General features: G+C 35.9%; 18 protein-coding genes and 1 pseudogene. 3 read left to right on the plus strand and 16 right to left on the minus strand.

Features of this window, described 5'->3' with window-relative positions; translation table 11 throughout:
• Positions 1 to 511 precede the first annotated feature (511 nt).
• A complete protein-coding gene (locus ACQKOG_RS17810) occupies positions 512 to 706 on the minus strand; it encodes a hypothetical protein (RefSeq protein ID WP_427447693.1) in 195 nt (64 codons plus the stop codon).
• Between the two features lie 83 nt (positions 707 to 789).
• Positions 790 to 978: a hypothetical protein gene (locus ACQKOG_RS17815; RefSeq protein WP_370079437.1), complete on the minus strand. Its 189-nt coding sequence runs from the start codon at positions 976 to 978 to the stop codon at positions 790 to 792.
• Between the two features lie 1,225 nt (positions 979 to 2,203).
• Here ACQKOG_RS17815 and ACQKOG_RS17820 point away from each other — a divergent pair.
• Positions 2,204 to 2,314 (plus strand): annotated as a pseudogene (locus tag ACQKOG_RS17820) (tyrosine-type recombinase/integrase); the annotation flags it as partial.
• 44 nt (positions 2,315 to 2,358) lie between these two features.
• On the opposite strand, the gene deoC reads toward ACQKOG_RS17820, so the two are convergent.
• Together deoC and mtaB are read right to left on the minus strand one after the other, a co-directional pair.
• Positions 2,359 to 3,030, minus strand: coding sequence for a deoxyribose-phosphate aldolase (deoC, locus tag ACQKOG_RS17825; protein WP_370079439.1), 672 nt, complete (start codon positions 3,028 to 3,030; stop codon positions 2,359 to 2,361).
• 184 nt (positions 3,031 to 3,214) lie between these two features.
• Complete coding sequence (gene mtaB, locus ACQKOG_RS17830; protein WP_427447696.1) at positions 3,215 to 4,564, minus strand: tRNA (N(6)-L-threonylcarbamoyladenosine(37)-C(2))-methylthiotransferase MtaB; 1,350 nt, start codon at positions 4,562 to 4,564, stop codon at positions 3,215 to 3,217.
• 533 nt (positions 4,565 to 5,097) lie between these two features.
• On the opposite strand from mtaB, the gene ACQKOG_RS17835 reads away from it, so the two are divergent.
• Positions 5,098 to 5,808, plus strand: a complete 711-nt coding sequence (locus ACQKOG_RS17835) for a hypothetical protein (protein WP_427447698.1) — start codon at positions 5,098 to 5,100, stop codon at positions 5,806 to 5,808.
• A gap of 831 nt (positions 5,809 to 6,639) precedes the next feature.
• Here ACQKOG_RS17835 and ACQKOG_RS17840 read toward each other — a convergent pair.
• From ACQKOG_RS17840 to hemW, 10 genes are all read right to left on the minus strand, one after another.
• Positions 6,640 to 7,425 carry a CsxC family protein gene (locus ACQKOG_RS17840; RefSeq protein ID WP_370079445.1) on the minus strand — a complete coding sequence of 262 codons (786 nt, stop codon included), beginning with the start codon at positions 7,423 to 7,425 and terminating at the stop codon, positions 6,640 to 6,642.
• A 136-nt stretch (positions 7,426 to 7,561) separates the two neighbouring features.
• Positions 7,562 to 9,235: a BC_2427 family protein gene (locus tag ACQKOG_RS17845; protein WP_427447703.1), complete on the minus strand. Its 1,674-nt coding sequence runs from the start codon at positions 9,233 to 9,235 to the stop codon at positions 7,562 to 7,564.
• Positions 9,236 to 9,849: 614 nt separating this feature from the next.
• Entirely contained in the window at positions 9,850 to 10,665 is an 816-nt protein-coding gene (locus tag ACQKOG_RS17850) for a CsxC family protein (RefSeq protein WP_427447705.1), read from the minus strand.
• A gap of 389 nt (positions 10,666 to 11,054) precedes the next feature.
• Complete coding sequence (locus tag ACQKOG_RS17855) at positions 11,055 to 11,792, minus strand: 16S rRNA (uracil(1498)-N(3))-methyltransferase (RefSeq protein ID WP_427447707.1); 738 nt, start codon at positions 11,790 to 11,792, stop codon at positions 11,055 to 11,057.
• A gap of 82 nt (positions 11,793 to 11,874) precedes the next feature.
• Positions 11,875 to 12,816, minus strand: a complete 942-nt coding sequence (gene prmA / locus ACQKOG_RS17860) for a 50S ribosomal protein L11 methyltransferase (protein WP_370079453.1) — start codon at positions 12,814 to 12,816, stop codon at positions 11,875 to 11,877.
• Between the two features lie 21 nt (positions 12,817 to 12,837).
• On the minus strand, positions 12,838 to 13,956 hold the full coding sequence (gene dnaJ / locus ACQKOG_RS17865) for a molecular chaperone DnaJ (protein ID WP_370079455.1): 1,119 nt from the start codon (positions 13,954 to 13,956) through the stop codon (positions 12,838 to 12,840).
• Positions 13,957 to 14,191: 235 nt separating this feature from the next.
• Positions 14,192 to 16,030 (minus strand): molecular chaperone DnaK, encoded by a 1,839-nt coding sequence (dnaK, locus tag ACQKOG_RS17870; protein WP_370079457.1) that lies wholly within the window; start codon positions 16,028 to 16,030, stop codon positions 14,192 to 14,194.
• A gap of 74 nt (positions 16,031 to 16,104) precedes the next feature.
• Entirely contained in the window at positions 16,105 to 16,686 is a 582-nt protein-coding gene (gene grpE, locus ACQKOG_RS17875) for a nucleotide exchange factor GrpE (protein ID WP_427447710.1), read from the minus strand.
• Positions 16,687 to 16,688: 2 nt separating this feature from the next.
• Positions 16,689 to 17,717: a heat-inducible transcriptional repressor HrcA gene (hrcA, locus tag ACQKOG_RS17880; protein ID WP_370079460.1), complete on the minus strand. Its 1,029-nt coding sequence runs from the start codon at positions 17,715 to 17,717 to the stop codon at positions 16,689 to 16,691.
• An 89-nt stretch (positions 17,718 to 17,806) separates the two neighbouring features.
• Positions 17,807 to 18,952, minus strand: a complete 1,146-nt coding sequence (hemW, locus tag ACQKOG_RS17885) for a radical SAM family heme chaperone HemW (RefSeq protein WP_427447713.1) — start codon at positions 18,950 to 18,952, stop codon at positions 17,807 to 17,809.
• A 193-nt stretch (positions 18,953 to 19,145) separates the two neighbouring features.
• Between hemW and rpoN the strand changes: the two genes are divergently transcribed.
• On the plus strand, positions 19,146 to 20,402 hold the full coding sequence (gene rpoN, locus ACQKOG_RS17890; protein ID WP_427447715.1) for an RNA polymerase factor sigma-54: 1,257 nt from the start codon (positions 19,146 to 19,148) through the stop codon (positions 20,400 to 20,402).
• Positions 20,403 to 20,760: 358 nt separating this feature from the next.
• On the opposite strand, the gene chrA is transcribed toward rpoN, so the two are convergent.
• The gene (gene chrA / locus ACQKOG_RS17895) at positions 20,761 to 21,921 is read right to left on the minus strand and encodes a chromate efflux transporter (RefSeq protein WP_427447717.1); all 1,161 of its coding nucleotides are present in this window, start codon (positions 21,919 to 21,921) and stop codon (positions 20,761 to 20,763) included.
• Positions 21,922 to 22,026: 105 nt separating this feature from the next.
• The gene (locus ACQKOG_RS17900) at positions 22,027 to 22,869 is read right to left on the minus strand and encodes a DUF4179 domain-containing protein (protein WP_370079464.1); all 843 of its coding nucleotides are present in this window, start codon (positions 22,867 to 22,869) and stop codon (positions 22,027 to 22,029) included.
• Positions 22,870 to 22,989: the final 120 nt, after the last annotated feature.

Genomic DNA, 22,989 nt, shown 5'->3' on the forward strand with positions numbered 1-22,989 from the left:
AAAGAAAAAATTTATTAGTCCAATAATAAATTTTACATATAAAAAGCTTGATTATAAAACCATAAAAATTATCATATTCCTTCCTATACATTTTTGCAATTACTCTCAATAATACATCATCTATTTTAAGTTAAAAAGAGGGTTATTGTGAATGAAACAATGACAATAGATCGATTGATTAAATATTTGTCATAAATCACTTAAGGAAATTGATGAACTTGCTCAAGTATTAGGGGGATTTTAATTGTGGGGGTAAAAGGGGTTTTTAAATTCTAAATGTATATGGGGCTAGTCCATAACGAACAGCCTCGTAACTTACTTATAAGTATTTTTCATTACTATTAATAATTAGAATCTGTAGTTTTGGTTTAATGCAAACTCAATAGATAATGGGGTGTAATTCCTTTATTTTAACTTCTATATGTATTTTTTAATAATGCAAAATAATGTATTAAGTAGTGGGCTAATAAAATACGGCGAGCGTGTGTACAGGAATAGGTGAAACAACTCTTCAGTCTTTAGTTATTTGCCGTTTCCTATAAACAATCAAAGCAATAATCACAAGAATTAAAACTAAAATACTAGAAGTCAAAAAGAATAAAGATAAAGCTCTCTTTTCTCCCCAGTTGTTAAACGCTTGCGAAAAACCGACAAAAATCATCAAAAAGGATAGCACCAATTGAAACTTTGAAACATCTTTATACAATAGAATACCTCCCTTCTTATGTTAATTTCACCATTACGTAAGGTATAAAATGCAAATTTGAGTTTTAGAATATGCCCTTATATTTACTTATTCAAGTTCTTTTTAAGTAATTTATTATTGGAGATAGCAACTTCTATTAAGCCAATCATACATATTGCTAAAAATAATATAGACCAATTGATTTTTCCAACTACTAAAAGCGTATAGATAACATCAATTACACAGTATAATAATATAATGCTAGCAATAACTATCCCTTTTTTATTTTTCATCTTTCCACCACTTTCTCTTTCACACGATACTAAGTCAAAATATACCGACTTAATTATACATTAATTAGCTAATTTTTGTATTATTAAACAATTTTTCATAACAGCCATTTTTTATTTGGGCATCCACAAAAAAACACCTGCCGTAGCAAGTGCTTATTTTATTATTCATCTTTATTCGCATTTTGCTGGGATTCCATTTCTTTACGTTTTTGTTCTTCTTCCAATTATTTTTTCTACCACTTCTGACAGAAACTCAAAAAAACAGGCACTCACCTAACTTTCTGACAGTTTTTTTAAAATCAGTAACAAGACACATCCTCTTACATGACGTATATTGTCAAGGGGGTTATGATATTGAGTATATTTTTTTGTTTTTTGATATGATGGTTATAATGTGATAATTCAAAGTCGAAATACTATAGGTATATTAAAAAAACAGGCAAAGTGAATAACTTTGCCTGTTTTTATTAAAATCTATATGGTATTTAAACGTTAACCAGAGTGGAGTTTGATAGATTCTTATACTGACATTAAAAGTAGCAATTGCAAATTTGGTGACTATTTATATAGTCCAAAACAACAGAAAGCGGTACTGAATTATCAATAAAATAAACATACAGATAGTTGCTACCAATATAGCATTCCATATTTTTCTTTTTCGGCTAACTTGCTTATCCCTAAATGATCTTAAAATAGGGATAGTTAAAATTACCATGCCAATAGAAAAAATAGCATTGATTATTAGGTGTATCCTAAAATCTCCAATTGGAGAGGTCATATAATTCGGGTGATACAGTCACCTTTTCTGGTACAGATACTACAAATAATTACGTAAATTTCACAATAGCTTACCCATATTGTAGTATTTTTAAGTCTCAATACTTCTCTTAAAACTTTTACAGATGTAGTAAGTACTTTAAGCCAGATATTAGTTTTTAAACGATTATATTATCGATACGCATAAAAAAAGCCCAGGCTCAAAATTAATTGAGTACCTGGGCTTTGTCATTGGTGTGTTCATTTGTTTGTTTACAATGACATTGATAGATCACTACATTATTCTCAACAAAAACTGAACATTTCTATTTAACTCGTCTTTGTTGAATCGTAATATACAACCCAATTAAATGATTAGTCGTCATTGGGGATGCACAATTTTCAAAAGGCTTTATCAAAAACAAATTTAAATACAACGTTGGGAGCATATCGAAATTCAATCTAACATAACACTCCTAAAATGATTTATGAAATATATGGTCATGTTCTAAAAGAAATGGAAGAGGCATCCGTAGCGGCATTTAGTCAAACTTTAAATGAAAGTGGGGCTAGTTCCTAACGAACAGCCCCGTAACACTTACTATATAAGGATTTTCATTACTATTAATAATTAGAATCTGCAATTAATCCGTTCATAATAGCAACACCAGAGCTTGCTCCAATACGAGTTGCTCCAGCCTCAATCATCTTTTTCATATCCTCTAAGCTTCGTACACCACCAGAGGCTTTTACACCTAAATCTGGGCCAACTGTTTTACGCATTAATGCAATATCTTCTGCTGTTGCGCCCCCAGTAGAAAAACCAGTTGATGTTTTCACATAATCAGCACCCGCTGCCACAGCTAGCTCACATGCTTTTACTTTTTCTTCGTCAGTTAAAAGGCAAGATTCAATAATTACTTTTACAAGTGCATTGCCTTCAGCCGCTTCAACAACTGCAGCGATATCTGCTTGCACAAGGTCATAGTTTTGATCCTTTAAAGCACCGATATTTATAACCATGTCTACCTCTTTAGCACCGTTAGCAATCGCATCTTTCGCCTCGAATGCTTTAACAGCTGGCGTGTTAGCGCCTAAAGGGAAGCCAATTACTGTACAAACTAAGACCTCTGAGCCTTGTAAAAGCTCGCTGCTATAATTTACCCAAGTTGGATTTACACAAACAGAAGCAAAGTTAAATTGTTTTGCCTCTGCACACAGTTTTTCGATTTGCTCTTTTGTTGCTTCAGCCTTTAATAATGTGTGATCAATCATACGCGCGAAATTTTGTTCCATTTTTATTAAACTCTCCTCTATCAACAAGTTGTACGTACCTCTTTGGCATCATAACATTTTTTAACGTTGCCGTCTAATTTCTTTTATAGTTAGGCGATTTCTATAAGAGTGAGATCATTAATCAAAAATAAAGTAAAACACCGTCCAAAGTTCGAACGGTGTTTCTCTTCATAGTTGCTCTATTTTATTTTACAGTTTCTAAAACACGAACAAATTGCCCTTTAGAATGTGGATATCCAGCTTGAGTAATTTTCACCTTCACAAGCTGACCGATTAGGCTTTCAGGACCTTCAAAGACTACTTTTAAGTAATTATCTGTATAACCTGTTAAAAGCCCTTCCTCATCGCTTCCATCATGCACGAATTCTTCAGGAATTACTTCTAGTACTTGATCTTCAAAGCGAGAAGCATATTCCTTTGCTAATTGGTCATTTAATGCGATTAATCGGTGAACACGTTCGTTTTTAATGTCCTCGTCAATTTGGTCCTCCATGCGCGCTGCTGGTGTACCTGTACGTGGAGAGAACGGGAATACGTGTAATTCAGAAAACTTATGATCACGTATAAAGTTATATGTTTCCATGAACTCTTCCTCAGTTTCTCCTGGGAAACCTACGATTACATCAGAAGTGACAGCTAAGTCTGGTAACGCTTCATGTAGTTTAGTTAAGCGTTCACCGAAGAACTCCATTGTATACTTACGACGCATACGTATTAAAACTGTATCAGAGCCAGATTGGATTGGAATGTGTAAGTGATTAACAACGATTTTTGATTCACGTAAAACTTCAATCACTTCATCTGTTAATTGACTTGCCTCAATCGAAGAAATACGAAGACGTTTTAAGCCTTTCACATTTGCCTCTAAATCACGTAGTAGCTGAGCTAAATTGTAATCTTTTAAGTCTTGTCCATAGCCACCTGTATGAATACCAGTTAGAACAATTTCAAGATACCCCGCATCCACTAGTTGTTGGGCTTGGTTCAATACTTCTTGAGGATCTCGAGAGCGCATTAACCCACGTGCCCATGGAATAATACAAAACGTACAGAAGTTATTACAACCTTCTTGTATTTTTAAAGATGCACGTGTACGGTCTGTAAATGCAGGCACATCTAATTCTTCATAAACACGATTTTTCATAATGTTGCGTACAGCATTAATCGGTTGGCGTTCAGTAAGATATTGGTCTATGTAGCCAAGTAATTTTGTACGATCCTGTGTTCCTACAACAATGTCAACACCAGGAATCGCCATAATTTCAGTTGGAGATGTTTGAGCGTAACATCCAGTTACACAAATGACAGCGTCTGGGTTTTGACGAATAGCTCGACGGATAACTTGACGGGATTTTTTATCCCCTGTATTTGTTACTGTACATGTATTAATGACATAAACGTCTGCTTGACGATCAAATTCTGTACGTTCATAGCCTTCTTCTTTAAATAGTTGCCAAATTGCTTCTGTTTCATAATGATTTACTTTACAACCTAATGTATATAGAGCTAGGGTTTTAGGAAGCGTTTCACTCATAATATATTTCATCCTTTCAAGATTGCATTACATTTTGTTTCTTAACTTTTAATTATTATTTGATGTCCATAATTTAGATACGTGAACTATAATAACACAAACCTTTTGAAATCAGTACTTTTAAGATACTTTTTTGTGACTGACCAGGTTCTATTCATGGAGAAAGGCACTCATTGTTAAAAAATGAGTGCCTTTCTTTCATCTCTCAAAATCTCAAATATTACTTACATAACCCTTTTTTACAAAAAAAGATGGAAATTGCATATAAATAATGGTAATATTTTCTATGGATGGTAATTCCATTTTTTTAAAAAAACCATTCGTTATATTTTGTAAAAGAATGGGGGTCTTTAATGAAAAAAACTATCTTAATTAGAATATTGGCATTTATAGCCGTATTACTAATACTTTTTTCAGATGGGATACAATCTCATGATTTTCTTTATCTTTTAATTGTCGTTTTTTTCATTGGTGTTCCGTGGTACAAGTTTTTCAAAAAATAAATTTAAGATTCAGGAGGAATTGTACACTTTTTGGTAATGGTTATGTTTTTAGCATTGCAACCCCTATCTGTAAATTTAGATCGAGCTATTGCTAAAGAAAAAGGTGGGAACAATGATTGTAATAGCTGTTCACAAAAATTATCTTTACAAATGGAACAAGCAGGTTTTTTAAAAAATAATTTAGTAATAAACGATGTAAAAGAAGATTTAGATATAGCGGAGAATTTTAATCATAGTGAGTACAATAAAGATGATTTCGATTGGAAAAATATTGAGTTCATGGATTTCGGCAAGGATAAAGATGGTTTAATGATTCCTTATAAGCAGAACAATGAAAACTTTGATATTCGTTTATTGACTGCTTATGATAAAACAACTGGTGAAATTAGTGATGATTTTATTATTATGAAATCAGTTCTTGATATCGAAAATAATGAAATTGAAGTTACCTACTCAACATTAAATGATGAAAAAGTGGTTGGCATGACTCTTGATGTAGGCACAAATGAAGTTATTGACAGAAAAATATATAACGAAGTATCTCCAACTGATAGTGGTCAAGCAGGTTATTGGAGCGATACTTGGGATTGTTTAAAAAATGCTTGGAAAAATGCTCCTGAACTTACGAAAGAATTATGTTCCGCTGCTTGTCTCTCTGTAATATTTGGCGGAAATATTGTAGGTATAGTAACTTGCGCTAGTTGTTTAGGCGCTCAAGCTATGGTATGCCTTATTCACTAACAATTAAATAAATATTAATTATCTGAGGCTGGGACATAACTTGATTATTTAAAAAATAGCGGAAATAGATAATAACTTTTTCACTTCGATGAGTAGAGTGTTCCTTCCTAAATCAAAAAAATGTTAAACCGAAATACAATCGGTATAACATTTTTTCTTTTTGTCCCAGCCTCTTTTTATAAATAAACAAATAGAAACCAACAATCGATTCTATACCTTGCTTAACACCATGGCTGTGAATATCTGTATAAAATAGATTAGCCGATCCAAGTCTTACTTGAATCGGCTTTCTCATTTGGGAAATGGACAACCTAGAGTATGGAAACTCACGATTTTCGGTCGCTCGTTACTCATAATATATATCATCCTTTCAAGAGTACACTACAATAAATAAAATTATTAACGTGTCTTATAATAGCACAAATAAAGATAATGAGCCTAGCTTTTTGGCTAAGCTTATTTTTTTGAATAAAAAAACAGGCACCGTAGTATCGAGTACCTGCTTGTTAATAGGTCGTTCCACTAAAACCAAAAAACAGCTATTTTATCCATCTTAATCCATTTATTTTAATTAAGACACCTGCTATTCCCCTCATCATTTTACAACTCTCTAGCTTCTCACAATAAACCCTCGAAAGAAATCAATTTCTTTGGTTATAAAATTGTAAAAAGGCAGTTAAAAATTAGATTCAACCTAACTTTCAACTGCCTACTCGAATATTGGATTTTTATCAGTGCCAAATTAATATTACATGGTTAATTTTTCGATTACATTTTTTTGCAGTAAACTGCCTTTTTTCTTTGTTCTGCTCCCCTAAAAATTAGAGATTATCAAGGACTAGTAGGAGGAGTAAGTCCAAAAAGATTAGGAGTTATTACATTAGTGCCAGCTCCAAGGCGGACTTGTTGAACTTGCAGTACTTTTACAGTAAGCTCCAGCACGATTTTTTCACGTAATGTGCTGAAAGTGCCTTCTGGTGCTGCCATTTTTGGTGAGAAATCAAGTTCAAAGAAGTTTGCAGCTACTAACTCGCCAAATGGTTGTTCATTGTATTTAACGAGATTTTGGAAGAAAGCCTTATCCAATCGAGCATCCATTTGCGTTTTTTCATTAAGGAAGTTCGCTTCGGCAAACTCGGAAATTCCTAAGATTGGAGTAGGGCCTCCAGGTGTTTGTGGGAAAGTAAGGTCTGTAAAGCCAGAAAACGGAACATCGGCAATTCTATCACGAAGCGCCCCATTGCATGCTGATGAAGCATATTCTATATTTTTGCGAATATGTCCCGCTACAAATAACTTAGCTCTTGTTACCGCAAAAAAGTCAGTGTTGTCAACACGTGTAAAAGCAACCGGTACTAATTTAACTTGATTTAAGAATACATTTTTTTTCACTCTTTTGATTTCAGTTGCTGCAGGAGTGAGCGTAATATCCGACTCCACAACGATTTGAAGTGTTGGTTCTGAAAGTACCACTGGAACTTTAATAGTTGGAGCCGTAACCGGTGTAGCGACCACTGGGGTAGTAGCACTAGTTAATGGCATTTGTTCAGTTGATGCCACTGGACAAGGTTCGACTTTACTAACGTGATTAACTTGATTATCTAATTGATCACTCAAAATGTTCCCTCTTTTCATTTTTTTTATGAGAATACTCATATCGCTAGAATATGTAGGGAATTAATCCATACATGGACATATACACTAGTTTTTTAAAAAAGAGTTTTTTTAAGCAGAGATATTAGCTCAATATCCTTTAGAACTTTGGCACTCGAATTTTCTGTGCTTGTAGCAAATGAATGATTATTTCTAATACTATGTTTTGACACATTTGATTTGAATGAATTAATGATCCATTTTGTGCAGGTACTGCATTCCCAGTGTGAGATGCTGTATATTCAATACTCTGATGAATATAACCTTCAATAAATAAATTCCCCCTCAATGCTGAACATGTCCCATTACCTAATGATTGAGAAAACTGAGTAGGAACGAATCTACAATTGGTTAATACTACCTCATTCGAGATATCTTTAACTTCCACAATGTCTTTTTCAAATACGATATTCTCTTCAAGGCCTATTTCTATTTTATATTCCCCTACTATAACTGGAGCTCTAATGTGCATAAAGTCATCGGAACCGTAAGAGTGATGATTGGTTTCTCCTTTATTAATTGATTGTGTGTTATGTAAGGGAACTACAACTGATTTAGACGGATTACTCTTCTGATTATTTTTATCATAAGTATCAGTTTTCATTAAAAATATAATTTGATTAATTTTTGAGTGAACCAACCGACAATCAGGTTGTTCAGGATAATCCGTTGTATTACTAAATAATTTGGTTTCAAATTGCGGGGTAAGATGATTGTCTGGATCAAGAAAATCAAATGTATTTTTAACAACCTCACCACAGATAGGAGCATGAAGAAAATTATCAATTTCTACGTGAGTAGAGAATGGGCTTTTTTGGGTTTTAGAATATACTTTCCCTTGTACTGACTCAGGAAATGCATTAACACGATCTGAAAAATTGTTATTCTCCATCTCTTCTGTATCAATAAGACATATTATTTTCTTCTCAACTTCGGATTCAGAAGGACTGCAAATTTCACGTTTAGAGTCTAGTTGGGTTGCAAAATCCTGTTCTTCTACAGGCTTGGTTTCTTCTCCATCGTCTGAATCAAGGGGATCATTCATTTCATCCCCTATATTAGTTTCAGAAGGAATGAGTAGTTCACAATCGGAATCTAGATGAGATGCAAAATCCTGTTCTTCCACAGGCTTGGTTTCTTCTGCAACGTTTGAATCAAGGGGATCATTCATTTCATCCCCTACATTAGTTTCACAAGGAATGAGTAGTTCACGATCGGAATCTAGACAAGCTACAAAATTCTGCTCTTCCTCTAGCTTGGTTTCATCTGTTTCTTCTGAATCAAGGGGATCATTCATTTCACTCCCCACATTCGTTTCAAAAGGAATAAGTAGTTCACGAGAATCTAAATGGGCTACAGAATTTTGTTCTTCCACAGGCTTGGTTTCATCTACATCGGCTGTATCAAGAGGATCATTCATTTCATCCCCTACATTAGTTTCAGAAGGAATGAGTAGTTCACAATTAGAATCTAGATGAGATGCATATTTCTGTTCTTCCACAGGCTTGGTTTCATCTACATCGGCTGTATCAAGAAGATCATTCATTTCATCCCCTACATTAATTTCACAAGGAATGAGTAGTTCATAATTGGAATCTAAATGTGATGCAAGGCTGGTTTCATTTTCTATATCAAAGAGATCATTTATAAAATCGGAATAAGGAGAATTTTGTTGCGATGCTTGATCCATTTCGCTGGGTTCAATTTGACAATTATATTTTTGTTCGGAACTTATCTCTTTCATCACTTTATAGTTAATCCATGGAGTTTGCATTAGTTCACTCCCAAATAATGTTTTTGATAAATATTGTGCAACATTTGATCCGTAAAATCCTACGATAGAGAGACATGTTCAAAATCATTTTCTTCAGGCAAAACTCACGAAGTAACCTGTTTTCATTTACTTACGTTGCCATGATGAATAGGGATTGGTAAAAAACTGCCATTTCCATTTTCTCTAATGTTTGATAACAGCTAAACACTTTTTCTTCTATTTTTGCTCGAATATATGATAGATGTGTATAGCTTTTAATGAATGCCCCTTTTTCGAATATTGTCAAACAACATCACTATGAGCTACTTTTATTTTGATCTAAGTGTTGCACTTATAATTACAATCCATATTATGCTTTATTTTCACTTTTGTCACAGAGTACTTTCCAAATCTCAGGTAGCAATTAAGATCCCATGTGTTTGAGAGACGATAGCACCCAAAATTTTATCTATCCACTATTTTGTTTTCAACTCAATTATTTAATAGCATTCTTTTAATACAAAAAGCAGTTGAAAGTTCGATTTAACCGAACTTTCAACTGCCAACTTAAATTTTAGATTTTTTCAGTGCCCTCGAAATACCCTTTCTCTGTTATACTCCCCTAAAAACTGAGATTAACAACTAGGATTAGAAGGAGGAGTAGGTGGAGTAATAACCGGACTAATTGGAGGAGTAAGCCCTGTAAGAATAGGAGTTATAACATTAGTGCCAGCTCCAAGGCGAATTTGTTGAACTTGCAATACTTTTACAGTAAGCTCTAGCACGATTTTTTCACGTAATGTGTCGAAAGTGCCTTCTGGTGCTGCCATAACCGGTGAAAAATCAAGTTCAAAGAAGTTTGCAGCTACTAACTCGCCAAATGGTTGTTCATTGTATTTAACTAGATTTTGGAAGAATGCTTTATCCAATCGAGCATCCATTTGCGTAGTTTCATTAAGGAAGTTCGCTTCTGCAAACTCAGAAATCCCTAAAATCGGAGTAGGGCCCCCTACTGTTTGTGGGAAAGTAAGGTCTGTAAAACCAGAAAAAGGAACATCGGCAATTCTATCTTGGAGTGCCGCGTTACATGCTGCTGTAGCATATTCTATATTTTTGCGAATATTTCCCGCTACAAATAATTTAGCTCTTGTTACCCTAAAAAAGTCAGTGCCAGCAATACGTGCAAAAGCAACTGGTACTAGTTTTACTTGATTCAGGAATACATTTTTTTTCACTCTTTTGATTTCAGTTGCTGCAGGTGTAAGCGTAATATCTGCCTCCACAGCAATTTGCAATGTTGGTTCTGCAAGTACAACTGGAATTTTAATAGTTGGAGTCGTTAACGGTGTAGCGACTACTGGAGTAGTAGCAGTATTTAATGGTATTTGTTCTGTTGATGTTACTGGACAAGGTTCGACTTGATTTACTTGAATATCTGATTGATCACTCAAAGAAATTCCCTCTTTTCATTTTTTTAGTATTAGGGAGCGCTCTATATTAGAATATGAAGCACTTAAAACTATACATGGACTTGTATACTAGTTTTTTACTTTTAATCGAAATGAGATTTTTGAGTTGAGCATTGTTTTATCTTACTTGTGTTTTAAAGCTTTTCTTTTAAAAATCGAACCTATTCTAACGAGTTTATTTGGTCTACAATGCAAAAGAGCCGATTCAAATTTTTTGAATCAGCTCTTTTTGTTAGGATTAAGTCATTGATTGTGATTTTCGCTTATTCCTTCAAACCTTGCCACGACTGCACTTACACGTAATTATATTGCAGTTTACCCATGCACAGCTATTGCGTGAAAAGCCTCTTTTGACAAGGCTAAATCTTATTTCATTCAAATTCATAAGAGATTGCAGACAGTGCATAGAGTGGTGCCGTTTCTGCTCGTAAAATTCGAGGTCCTAATGACATCGTTTGGGCACCGGCTTGAAGCAGGGCATCTGCTTCTTTTCTAGCAATGCCTCCTTCTGGACCAAAGATAATAAGAATTGATTTCGACTTCTTGTCATACACATTTTTTAACTTCTCCGAAAATCTTGTGCGTCGTTCTGCTTTTGCATCCTCTTCATCTGCTATAAAAACGGCGTCGAATTTGCCAACTTGTTCTACTAGCTGTTTAAAAGAGATTGGTTCATAAATTTCCGGGATATGTGTACGATGGGATTGCTCAGCTGCTTCTTTAGCAATTTTTTGTAGACGCTCTTGCTTTTTGGCACCCTTCTTTTTATCCCATTTAACGATGGAACGCTCCGCTTCAAAAGGCAACAAGGCAAACATTCCAAGCTCTGTTGCCTTTTGTGTAATAAGTTCTAGTTTATCGCCCTTTGGCAAACCACATGCCACTGTTACATTTACAGGTAACTCCGGAGAAGGAATAATTTCACCTGTAGTTTGAACGTATACTTCATCTGCTTCGAAGGCTTCAATTTCACATATATGGGCGGTATTTTGTGCAACTACAACGATTTTGCCGCCTTCTTTCATACGCATTACTCGTTCAATATGTCGCGCATCCTCTCCGCTAATACGTGCTTCCTCAATGGTCGTCTCAATAAAATAGCGTTGCATGTTACCATACTCCTTTATAGCAAGAAGAGAAAACGCCAAATCGCCAGCACTCGGCTCACGATTTGGCGCTTCCTCAATCAATTTATTGTGGTCGACGGGCAATGATCGCTACCCAATCTTCCATTAGTAATACTTCTTCGATTACAAATCCTGAAGCTTCTAGTGCTACTTTTACATCATCACGTTTCGCGCCAATGATGCCTGAAGTGACATATAATCCACCCGGTTTAACAACTGAAAATGCATCGTCAGTAAAGGACATAATAATTTCTGCTAAAATATTAGCCACAACGACATCAGCTGGTTCCTTAACTGTATCCAATAGATTTCCATGGAATACAGATACTTTATCATCTACTTTGTTTAATGCAGCATTTTCTTGTGCTGAACGTACAGCTACTTCGTCTAAATCAAGTGCATGTACGCTCTTAGCTCCTAGTAAGGCTGCACCAATTGATAGAACGCCTGAACCCGTCCCGATATCGATAACTGTATCGCCCTCTTTTACGACCTTCTCAAGCCCTTGTAAGCACATAACAGTTGTAGGGTGTGTTCCTGTACCGAAAGCCATACCAGGATCTAATTCAATAATTAATTCATCTGTTGATACTGGTACATATTCTTCCCATGTTGGCACAATTGTAAAGCGTTCAGAAATTTTTACAGGATGATAGTATTGCTTCCATGCTGTTGCCCAGTCTTCCTCGTTAACCTCCACAATCGATACAACATTTTCACCAATATCGATGTTGAAGTTCGTTAGATTTGTTATAGCCGCCTTAATTTCTTCGACTGTTTCATTTAAAAAACTAGACTCCGATAAGTAAGCCTTAACAATAACACCATCTCTCGGAAAATCCGCTTCATTTAGCGCATAAATTTCACCATACTGATCCTCTCGTGGCTTCGCAAATTCTGCAGAATCCTCAATAACCACACCACTTGCCCCTGCTTCATGCAAAATATTCGAAATTGCTTCTACCGCTTCATTTTTTGTATGAATGGATAATTCTGACCACTTCACGTAGCTCTTCAGCTCCTCTAATTATTCACCTTGGAATTTTTTCTTAATTTTATCGAATAGCGAGCTTCCTTGCTCTTCAGGAATATCACCACTGATTTCCGCAAATTCACGTAGTAATTGTTTTTGTTTTTCTGTTAATTTTTCTGGCGTTACAACTTTTACTGTTACATATTGATTCCCTGTACCATAGCCATGTACATTTTTGACACCTTTGTCTTTTAGACGGAATTGCGCACCTGACTGTGTGCCCGCTGGAATACGTAGTTTTACTTTTCCATGAACAGTCGGAACTTCAATTTCATCACCAAGAGCTGCTTGTGGGAATGTCAGTTTTAGTTCGTAATAAATATCATCGCCATCACGTTCAAACTCATTATGTCCTTGAACGCGGAACATAATATATAAATCCCCCGCTGGGCCTCCATTTATACCTGGCTCACCTTGACCAGACACACGAATTTGCTGACCATCATCCACACCTGCTGGAATGTTAACTTTGATTTTCTTACGTTGTTGAACTTTTCCTTCACCACGACAAGTTGAACATTTTTCTTTAATGATTTTACCTGCGCCATGACATGTAGAACAAGTACGACGATTCATCACACGGCCAAAAGGTGTATCTACAGCTTGATTTACTTGACCTGCACCTTGACATGTTGAACATACTTCGGGGTTAGTACCTGGTTTTGCACCCGAACCGTGGCAAGTATCACATAATTCATCTTTTGGAATTTCGATTTCTGTTTCTTTCCCGAAAATCGCTTCTTCGAATGTAATATTCATACGATATTGAAGGTCATCACCCTTGCGCGGTGCATTCGGGTCCTGACGGCGACCGCCACCACCAAAGAATGAGCTGAAAATATCCTCGAAGCCGCCAAAGCCGCCGCCTCCGAAGCCACCACCAAAGCCTGCATTTGGATCCTCGTGGCCAAATTGATCATAGCGTGCTTTTTTCTGATCATCACTTAACACTTCATAAGCTTCAGCGATTTCTTTGAATTTTTCATCTGCACCTGGCTCTTTATTAAGGTCAGGATGGTATTGTTTTGATAATTTACGGTATGCTTTTTTAATTTCATCTTTAGAAGCTGATTTCGTTAAACCAAGCACCTCGTAGTAATCGCGTTTCTCCATCATTCACACTCCGCTCTTTTTGCATAAAATCTATTGTATCACGCAGTTAAAAAAACTGCCTCTATTTTTATTATTAAATATTCATTAAAAATGTTGCACATATGTTTCTTCACATTTCTCGCAGTTAACCTATGCACCTAGACGAATAAATTTGCGTAGGTTATAGCTAACTATAAAGAGAAAAGCCAAAGCCGCAAGCGGTCTTTGGCTTCTTCACTTAACTGTGTTCTTACTATTATTTATCGTCTTTTACTTCTTCAAAATCAGCGTCTACGATATCATCTTTTTTACCAGCGCCAGCATCTGCACCAGCATCGCCACCTTGAGCTGCTTGAGCAGCTGCTGCAGCTTGTTCATATACTTTCATAACTAATGGCTGTAATACGCCTTCTAGTTTTTCTTTAGCAGATTTAATGCCTTCTAATTCGCCAGCTTCAAGCGCTTTTTTCAGTTCATCACGAGCATCTTCAACAGATTTTTTCTCGTCTTCTGTAATTTGCTCGCCTAAGTCAGCAATTGTTTTGTCAACTTGGAACACTAATTGGTCAGCTTCGTTGCGAAGATCTGCTTCTTCTTTACGTTTAGTATCCGCTTCAGCATTTGCCTCTGCATCTTTTACCATACGTTCGATTTCTTCCTCAGACAGACCAGAATCAGATTGGATAACAATTGTTTGTTCTTTGTTTGTACCAAGGTCTTTCGCTTTAACAGATACGATACCATTTTTGTCAATATCGAATGTTACTTCGATTTGTGGTACACCACGTGGTGCTGGTGGGATATCTGATAATTGGAAGCGACCTAATGTTTTGTTGTCTGCTGCCATTGAGCGTTCACCTTGTAGCACGTGAATATCTACTGCTGGTTGGTTGTCAGCTGCAGTTGAGAATACTTGTGATTTAGATGTTGGGATCGTAGTATTACGGTCGATTAATTTTGTGAATACGCCACCCATTGTTTCTATACCTAATGAAAGTGGAGTTACGTCAAGTAAAACTACGTCTTTTACATCACCAGTTAATACGCCACCTTGAACAGCAGCACCCATTGCTACAACTTCATCAGGGTTTACACCGCGGTGTGGCTCTTTATTAGTTTCTTTACGTACAGCTTCTTGTACAGCTGGAATACGAGTAGAACCACCAACTAAGATTACTTGGTCAAGTTCAGATGTTGAAAGACCTGCATCAGATAATGCTTGACGTACTGGACCTACTGTACGGTTTACTAATGGTAATGTAATTTCGTCAAATTTTGCACGAGTTAAAGAAATTTCTAAGTGTAATGGACCCGCTTCACCAGCAGTGATGAATGGTAAAGAAATTTGAGTAGATGTTACACCTGATAAGTCTTTTTTCGCTTTTTCAGCCGCATCTTTTAGACGTTGCATAGCCATTTTATCTTTAGAAAGGTCAATGCCGTTTTCTTTTTTGAATTCTGCAACAAGATATTCGATGATAGCATCGTCGAAATCGTCCCCACCTAGTTTGTTATCACCAGCTGTTGCTAATACTTCAAATACACCGTCACCTAATTCAAGAATAGATACGTCAAATGTACCGCCACCAAGGTCAAATACTAATACTTTTTGGTCTGTGTCTTGTTTGTCTAAACCATAAGCAAGTGCAGCAGCTGTTGGTTCGTTGATAATACGCTCTACTTCTAAACCTGCGATTTTACCAGCATCTTTAGTAGCTTGGCGTTGAGCGTCGTTGAAGTAAGCAGGTACAGTAATTACTGCTTTAGTTACTTTTTCACCTAAGTAGTCTTCAGCATAGCCTTTTAAGTATTGAAGAATCATTGCAGAAACTTCTTGTGGCGTATATTCTTTATCTTCCACTTTAACTTTTTCAGATGTACCTATTTTAGATTTAATAGAAATAATTGTGTTAGGATTTGTTACTGATTGACGTTTTGCTACTTCACCAACTTGACGTTCGCCATTTTTAAACGCAACAACAGATGGTGTTGTACGGTTTCCTTCTGGATTTGGAATTACTTTTGGTTCTCCGCCTTCAAGTACAGAAACACAAGAGTTTGTTGTTCCTAAGTCAATACCGATAATTTTGCTCATAAAAATTTCCTCCTATTATTTAAACGCAAATGACGCGTTTTCTAACTAATGTAATTAATTAAATAGTACTAAGTCTATTCGTTTACAGATACCATTGTTGGACGTAATACGCGATCCTTTAACATATAGCCTTTTTGAAGCTCACGTAAGACAACACCCGTCTCTTTTTCACTATCTTGCTCCTGCATGACAGCTTGGTGAACATTAGGATCAAATTGCTCACCTTCAGCTTTAATAATCTGTAAGCCTTCCTTCTCAGTAGCTTCTATAAGAGAACGGTACACCATTTCAATACCTTTCACGATGGAAGCAGTTTCTTCAGAAGTCGCTTCAACTTGTAAGGCACGCTCGAAATTATCGATTACTGGCAGTAAATCAGACAGTAAGCTCTGAGCGCGATACTTTTCAGCAGCCTCACGATCAAGCTGATTGCGGCGGCGAATATTATCGAAGTCAGCACGTAAGCGTAGATGACGACTTTCCTCGTCGTCTAACTTTGCTTGTAACTCAGCTAGCTTTGCTTCATACTGTTCTTCGAGTGTTAATTCAGCTTTTTGTTCTTCTACTACTTCTGTTTCTTCTACTACATTTTCAGCTTGTACATCCTGCACAAGGTCTTTGTTTTCAGTTGTTTCAGTCACTTTAATCCTCCTCATTATCAATCACTACGATTCTTCGTAAAGGCCTGTGATAAATCCATGCGCATTACGTCTAGTAAAGCAACGACACGCTTATAATCCATACGTGTTGGACCAATAATTGCTATAGCCCCTTGCTGATCTTCACCAATAGAATAAGTGGTCGTAATGACACTACAGTTTTCCATTTCTAGTTGTTTATTTTCTGAACCAATACGAATTTGAATGCCCGATTCATTAGGATGGAAGAGTGACTGCACTTGGCTAGTCGTTTCCATTAAGTCCAAAATCATACGGACTTTATTTAAATCGTGGAATTCCGGTTGGTTGAACATATTTGTTTTACCACCATAGAAAATTTTACTTTCCGAATTATGCATCGTCGCTGTAACGAGACCGTGGATAAAATCATCCGCTGATCGAACATGCTGTTGTAATACTGTTAGCACTTCAGCTTCGAGTTTTTTATGAATATCCTCTAATGAAACACCAACGAGACGTTCATTTAAGATATTAACCATTTTCTCTAAATCAGAAGCGGTAAAATTAGGCGGTAAACTAAACATGCGATTTTCAACATGCCCGTTATCCGTTACGATAATCGCTACTGCTGAATCGCTAGAGAGTGGCACAATTGAAAATCGTTTTACTCGATGTCTTTGAACATCTGGTCCTAAAAGAATCGATGTATACGATGTCAGCTCTGATAAAATATTGGCTGACTTTCGGATAATATGCTCTACTTCTACCAAACGATCATTAAAAATTGATTGGATTTGCTGAATATCCCTTGAATTAATGCCTTGTGGGTTCAACAAATGATCTACATAAAATCTATAACCCTTTTCCGAAGGCACTCGACCAGAGGAAGTGTGCGTTTTTTCTAAGAAGCCTAATTCCTCTAAATCCGCCATTTCATTTCGAATTGTGGCTGGACTAAATGTAATCTCTTTCTTTTTGGAGATTTGGCGAGAACCTACCGGCTGTGCAAACATAATAAAGTCATCTACAATAGCTTGCAATATTTGTAATTGCCGATTTGTTAGCATGATCATCACCTCTGTTAGCACTCAACTAAGAGGAGTGCTAATACTATTATTAAGTTATCAAATCCTACATTTTATGTCAACGATATCGCTCAATCTTCTAGTAAAAATTGTTGAAATACTTCATTACCTACAAAGCGACCTTTTCGCGTAAGACGAATTCCTTTAGTATCATGTTCCAAAAGACCTTCTGAAACTAACTTTTCAATGACTTGTGAGTAATCCCTCTGCATTGATTCTTTAAATTTTTCTTCATATATAGAGTGTGGAATTCCTTCCGTTTTACGCAAACCTAAAAACATTTGCTCTTCGCGTTTCTCATTCTCTGTTACAACATGTTCATATACAATTGGTAGTTCCCCTGCATTTACTGCATCCATATACTTTTTCAATGGTCCATGATTTGAATAGCGCACACCAGCTAGATACCCATGAGCACCAGCACCAAATCCTGCATATTCATCGTTTTCCCAGTATATTTTATTATGTTTAGAACTGAAACCAGATAGAGCAAAATTGCTAATTTCGTATTGGAGAAGTCCATGCGCCTCCATCTGGCTCATTAGCACATCGTACATATCCGCTTCAAGATCTTCCGTTGGTAAATGGAGCTTACCTTTTGTGTATTGATTATAAAAAATCGTTTTTGGCTCCACTATTAGTGAATAGGCAGAATAATGTGGTATATCAAGAGCGAACGCTTTTTCTAAGGTATCTTTCCATTGTGCCATCGTCTGCCCCGGCAAACCGTACATTAAATCCAGACTAATATTTCTGAAACCTACCTTTTTCGCCATGGCAATTGTTTCATAGACGTGATTATTGCTATGTGTACGACCAATGTTCTTTAACAACTCTTGATCAAAGGATTGTACACCCATACTTAAGCGATTTACACCCCCATCAAATAATGCCTGCATTTTTGCTTCTGATAGCTCGTCCGGATTAGCCTCTGATGTAAATTCTGTCACATTGTCCATCGGAATATACGTACGAATAAGCTCAAGAAGTCTCTCTATTTGTTTAGATGATAGTGCTGTTGGTGTACCGCCACCAAGAAATATTGTTTCGATTTGCTTAAAACTCTCGGGATATTTTTTTGTCGCAAGTTCCATCTCCTTGCCAAGTATTTCTATATATTCATCCACTGGTTGATTTTTAAAATAAAATTTATTGAAATCGCAATAGTTACAAATTTGGTGACAAAAAGGAATATGAATGTAAACACCTCGTGCCATAGCTATCCCTTCTTTCTCGTTAGTCTTTTCCATTTCCTCATTATAAACAATAGTGGCATGGAACGCCATGAATCAAGTTAGTAAAATAACTAAATCAAAACTATTTTGCATTAACATTATTTGCTCAAATTATTATCTGAAAATTCGCATCTTTATGTTATGCTAATTAAAAGCAAGAAACGGAGTGATCATGATGGACATAATTTTAAAACAACAACAGCAACAGAAAATGATGATGACACCTCAATTACAGCAATCTATTGAATTACTACAATATACAACACTTGAACTTGAGCAATTTCTGTATGAACAGCAATTAGAGAATCCGTTAATCGACTTACAACCACCATCATTTCAAGAACGTATTTACGGAAATTTCTATTCTCCCTTTCGAACAACTGAGAATGATTTATATACAAAAATTGTAGAACTAAACTACCGGGAGGAATTGTTACAACTAGCTACACTCACTTTTGCAGGTGATGATTTACAAATTGTACAGTTTCTTATTGAACAGTTAGATAACAAAGGTTATTCTCCAGCCCACCTTTCTAATGTTGCAGAAGAACAACATTATTATGGTATTCAGCTTTTACAACAAATCGGGCCGCCGGGAATTGGTGCACGTAATCTGCAAGAATGTCTTTTACTGCAAATCGAAGAGAATAATTATGATTTACAGCAACTTATTCAAAAAGGGCTGTTCCTACTAGCTGAACGTAAATTTCCTGAATTGATGAAATCTCTTAAGCTTTCTAAGGAACAGTTATTAGCACTAATTAATCAGCTACAGCAACTAACACCAATCCCTTGCACTTTGAACTCAGAAGATAATATAGAATATGTCACACCAGATATTGTTGTTGTGATCGAAGATAGCACATTACACTTCAGTTTAAATGATCGCTCAATGCCATCTATTCGGCTTCATGATAGCTACGCATCTATACTGCCCTTAGCCGAACAAGCATATGTAAAACAGCATTATAAGCATTATGAATGGCTCGTCCATAGTTTACAGCGGCGCCGTCAAACAATTATTCGGATCATGTCAGTTGTCCTACAGCATCAACAACAATTTTTCTACAAAGGGCTACCTTATTTAAAACCTTTATCACTAAGGGATGTCGCAACACAAATCGATATGCACGAATCAACAGTAAGTCGAGCAATTCGGAATAAAATAATACTAACACCTGTTGGAACATATTTATGGAAGGATCTATTTTCTTCTAAAATTGAAAGCACTCAAACAGAGCATTCTCAAACGTCAATCTTAGAAATGATTAAAAAAATAATCACCTTTGAAAATAAACAAAAGCCTTTATCCGATCAAAAGATTGCTGAAAGCCTAGCCAGCTCTTTTCAAATCCATTTGGCTAGACGTACTATTAGCAAATATCGAGACGAGTTAGGAATACCAGCAGCAAGCAAACGTAAGGAATTATAAAAACTATTTTCCTGCATTACAATATTTTAGCAATAATTCTAATTGCGAGAATAATAAGCTTCGAGACTATTATCTTGGTAACAAAAAAGTATGCTAGAAGACATCTTCAAGCATACTTTTTCTCATTAGGTATAACCCAGATTTTGTCTTATTTAATACTTAAAATATCGTTACTACTTAATAAATAATGAGCAAGTGCTTCGGTCCGCTTCCAAACAATTAAATATTTCTCGCCAATCTCTGCAATATCATATGAAGAAACTAGCCATTCGAAAAGAAGAGTTTATCTAAGCATTCCATTCATTTCACAAAAAAATCAAAACCAAAGCAATAATGGTTTTGATTTTTTATATGTTCCTTAATAACATACAATCCCTACACAAATACCAACTAACACAAGCAAATAAGGTTGAACTTTCCAACGTATCAAACACCATAGAAAAACGGCTGCAATTACTATGTCTAGACCATTTTGAATTGTCTGTGTAACAATCGGATGAATAAAAGCTGCAGCTAATATTCCTACAACTGCTGCATTTGCACCAGCCATCGCCCCTCTTAATCCAGCGAAACGATTAAGAGCTAGCCAATAAGGCATTGCCCCTACTATTAGCAAAAATGCCGGTAAAAAAATGGCTATCGTAGCGATAATGGTCCCAGGTACTCCAGCAATGACCATACCTATGTAGGAAGCAAACGTAAATAAAGGACCTGGTACTGCCTGCGTCATTCCGTATCCTGCTAAAAAATCTGAAGAACTCATTAATCCACTTTGGACAAACTGTGCCTCTAGTAAAGGTAATACGACATGACCTCCACCAAACACTAATGCACCTGATAAATAGAACTTTTCAATGATCGTAAACCATTCATATTGTATAAGTGGGCTAACAATTGGTAAACCAACAAGAAGTATAACAAACAACGCTAAAAAACATACACCTGTCGTTTTTGAAATAGGTACAACAGTTTCTTTTGGTTCATCTTTATGATTAGTCTTCTTAAAAAAATGAAAGCCTATAAAAGAAGCAACAATAATAGTAGTTACTTGAGCAAATGGATGGACCCATAAAAGCACTACTACAAGCGCCAACAAAGCGATTATAAAATGGTGAATACTAGGAATCAATTTTTTTGACATTTCAAAAACAGCTTGCGCAATGATCGCAACTGCCACTAATTTTAAGCCATGAATCCAACCCATATCCATCCGTGTATGTGCAAAAAAATACGCAAATGCCATAAGCAGAAAAACTGACGGTAATGTAAAACCAACAAATGACACAATACTCCCAAATAAACCGCCTCTTAATAAGCCAATACCCATCCCTACCTGGCTCGATGCTGGCCCAGGTAAAAATTGACTGAGTGCAACAAGTTGACTGTAGTCATGATCCGATAACCATTTACGTTTCTGAACATATTCATTTTGAAAATACCCTAAATGTGCAGTAGGGCCTCCAAATGATGTACAACCCAATTTAAGCGAAACTAAAAAAATTTCCCATAACCTTCGCAATATCTTCAACTACTTTCCATGTCGTCTATATTCATAGTACAATGGGTAATCGTCCTTTTGGTTTAAGATATTGTAAAGTTTTTTTCACGGTAACAGGTTTCGTTCTTAATCTCCAATTTTAATGGCAGAACCAAGCTCACTTCCATTTGCAGCTATCGGAATGAGCTCATAGCTCTTCCCCGTTAAATATAATGCATCGAGGCGGACACCCCACTTCGTATACTCTTCATTCAAAGGATAGGCTACGTTAAATGCCCAAGATTCCCCTGTTACTGATTGGATTTTAAAATGCAATGCTTCATTTAGTAAGCTTTTCTCTGAATGAAAGTATATCGTTGTTGATATTGGTGTAGTAACAACCTCCTCTATTGTTATTTCCTGACCATCTAAAAGCTTTACTTTTTTCTCAACAGGGAAGACCTTTCTATCTTCTTGTAAATGCTCCTGTGAAGCTTCCACTTGAAATTCCCACGGCTCGTCAATCTTTTTTTCACCGTTCCAGTCGTTATAACGAATATCTAAGTTTAATATTTTATCCTCTGGTAGTTCACTTAATTTCACACTACTATAGATTGTATAAGTTTTATCAGATTGTTGGACAGTCTGTCCCCCATTTCTAACCGTGAACTCTTTTCCATTCACAAAAACCTGTGGAAAGAAAAAGATTTGGTAGTCGAAATTTAAGCCTTTTACTGGCTTAAAGGTAGCATTCAGTAGTATTTGGTTATCATCAATTATTATTTCATTTAACGTTAAACGTCCGAGACTATTTTCAGTAGTTTTATCGATCACTGTTTTGTAGGCTTCAAAATTCAAATCCTTCTTAAACAAAAAATAATAAACAATTACACAAGTAGCTACCAATAAAAGCAATAATACAATAAACCATATTTTCCGCCCTCGATTTTCCTTAAGCTGACTCTCGACAAGAAGCATATCATTGGACATCATGTACACCTCATTTTAAGAAAGTATGTCTACACAAATGCTTTTTATTTATTGTAGTTTTCAATTGGACATTATATAACCTCTAACAATGTTAAGGTTTGGCTGATTTCACTATGTATC

The organism is Lysinibacillus sp. NPDC093216 (genome assembly GCF_050280325.1).
Classification (GTDB): domain Bacteria; phylum Bacillota; class Bacilli; order Bacillales_A; family Planococcaceae; genus Lysinibacillus.